At 62.4% G+C, this 2,354-nt stretch carries 2 protein-coding genes and 1 pseudogene; 1 reads left to right on the top strand and 2 read right to left on the bottom strand.

Annotated features, from left to right (window positions below; genetic code table 11):
* A partial coding sequence (locus tag AAC083_RS23445; RefSeq protein WP_258224814.1) for a VOC family protein occupies nt 1-201 on the bottom strand: 201 nt, incomplete at its 3' end.
* A 3-nt stretch (nt 202-204) separates the two neighbouring features.
* Nucleotides 205-1,194, bottom strand: a complete 990-nt coding sequence (locus AAC083_RS21245) for an MsnO8 family LLM class oxidoreductase (protein ID WP_108537648.1) — start codon at nt 1,192-1,194, stop codon at nt 205-207.
* 293 nt (nt 1,195-1,487) lie between these two features.
* Between AAC083_RS21245 and AAC083_RS23440 the strand changes: the two are divergent.
* Nucleotides 1,488-2,354: pseudogene (locus AAC083_RS23440) on the top strand (HD domain-containing phosphohydrolase); the annotation flags it as partial.

Here is a 2,354-nt window from a genome sequence, read left to right as displayed (position 1 = left end):
CTCTGGATGAACCTGTTCAAGCATCAGCTGTACCTGTTGCTGCTCCAGATAAGCAAAAGGAGGGTCATCGCGCCGATAGCGGACTGAGAAGCCCAACAAGCCGCGATAGAACGCCAGAGAGCGAGCCAGATCGGTGACCGACAGCTCCGGCACCATGGGGTTCCAATACACCTCATCCACCTCGACATTCGCACCCGTCATGGCTTACAGGCTCTGCATCAACTCGGCGGCGATCTCGAAGGAGCGCAGCCGTGCCTGATGCTCGACGATGGGGCCGTTGAACATCAGCTCATCGGCCCGGGTCTCCGCCAGCAGCGCCTTGAGGCCATGACGCACCTGATCCGGATCCCCCACCAGAGAACGAGCAAGCGTCTGCTCCATCGCCATCAGCTCACGGGGCGACCACTCGTCACCAAGTTCGACGACCGGCGCGGGCAGCTTGCCCGCATCACCGTGATGGAGACGCAAGAACTGCTGCTGCACGGTAGTGAACTGGAAGCGGGCCTCCCGCTCGCTGTCGGCAGCAATCATATTGATGCAGACCACGGCATAGGGCTTGGGCCAGCGCACCGAGGGGCGGTACTGGCTGCGGTAGATCTCCAGCGCCTGCAACAGCAAGGCGGGGGCAAAATGGGAGGCAAAGCCGAATGGCAAGCCCATCGCAGCGGCCAGCTGGGCACTGTAAAGGCTGGAGCCCAGCAGCCAGATGGGCAGGTGAAGCCCCTGACCCGGCACCGCCTGCACCGCGCCGATCTCGTCGCCAAAGTAGCTCATCAGCTCGCGCACATCCGCCGGGAAATCATCCACCTCACCGCTACGCAGGCGCCGCAGCGCCCGCATGGTGCGCTGATCGGTACCGGGCGCCCGGCCAAGGCCCAGATCGATGCGGTCAGGATAGAGCGAAGCCAGGGTGCCAAACTGCTCGGCAATGACCAGCGGCGCATGGTTCGGCAGCATGATGCCGCCAGCGCCGATCCGCATGGTGTGGGTGGCACCCGCCAGGTGGCCGATCAGCACAGAGGTGGCGGCACTGGCAATGCCCGGCATGTTGTGGTGCTCGGCCAGCCAATAACGCTGGTAGCCCCAGCGCTCGGCATGTTGCGCCAACTCGCGCGAACGGCGAAATGACTCGGCCGGCAGGGATCCTTCGGGGACGGGCACCAGATCGAGTACGGAATAGGGGATGGCAGACATGGGTCACTCCATTGATTCACAGACCAGTCACAAGTGGGGCAATGTAGCACGGGATACCTGAATGAATCACGCACCGGGATGGCGCCAGGCCAGCCCTGGCAGAACGTCAAGTGACACAGTTACCCTCTCCGGTCACAGACGCTGGCATGCTGTCGCTCGTCGTCTGGTGGCAAGCTCCGCCCATCACCTTCTTGCAGGGGCATGTCATACCCAAGCTGTGCCATATCCTGGTGACCACCTGGGGCAGCCCCGCAGGGGCCGTCACATCTGGGGCCATATACTGATACCACTCAATCAGTTATTGTGTTTTTTGTCATCCTGTTGGCACACTGCTGGTTGATCATCTCTGCAATCGCCAATGTGACAAGGATGCGTCCATGACAAGTGCCAGGCCAGGTCGTAAACCCTTCTATGTGCATATCGCCACCCTTTTCATCCTGCTGTTTACCCTGCTGGGCAGCGCCCTCATAGCGCTGCAGTTCCAGCAAGGGGCGCGACAGGGGTTGGAGCATGAGCGACAGAACTTTCTGCAATACCGGGAGCAGCTGGCCCTTGCACTCCAGCTGAACGAGCGACCGGCCCGCATGTCCCTCAGCCTGCTGCGTAGCGGCCAGCTGGCGGCCATGACCAGCCTGGATGCTCGCCTGGACTACCTGCCGCAACTGGCGGAAGTGCTGGCCAACAGCCCCAGCTATGGCGCCGTCTACGCCGGCTATGAGGATGGCGACTTCTTCCTGGTGCGCAAACTGACCGAACGGGCCAGAGCCCAGCTGGACAAGGTGCCCGCCGCCAGCACCCTGCTGGTGCAGAGCCTGCATCAGGGCAAGGGGGAGTTTCTCTACTTCGATCAGCAGCTAACCCTGCTCGAGCGCCGGGCCATGCACCTGTACCAGTTTGATCCCCGCAGCCGCGACTGGTACAAACAGGCACGCGGGCACGCGGGGATCGCCACGACCAATCCCTATCTCTTCTTCACCACCAAGGAGCCGGGCATGACACTGGCGGCGGAGAGCAATGACAAACGGGCGGTGATCGGGCTGGATGCCAGCGTAGAGGGACTGTCGGCCATGATCGGCAAGCTGCGCTTGCCAGCGCAGAGCAAGGTGATCCTGTTCGACGAATACGCCACCCTGCTGGCCGCCGATCCCAAGCTTCTCCCC

This window comes from Aeromonas sp. HMWF014 (assembly GCF_963878295.1).
GTDB classification, from domain to species: domain Bacteria; phylum Pseudomonadota; class Gammaproteobacteria; order Enterobacterales; family Aeromonadaceae; genus Aeromonas; species Aeromonas popoffii.
The sequence above is the reverse complement of the archived record's forward strand: the minus strand, read 5'-3'. Positions and strand labels throughout refer to the sequence as shown.

What these genes read in the sequence shown, in the direction of transcription:
- AAC083_RS21245 (WP_108537648.1), bottom strand. Translation starts at nt 1,194, where the DNA reads ATGTCTGCCATCCCCTATTCCGTACTCGATCTGGTGCCCGTCCCCGAA.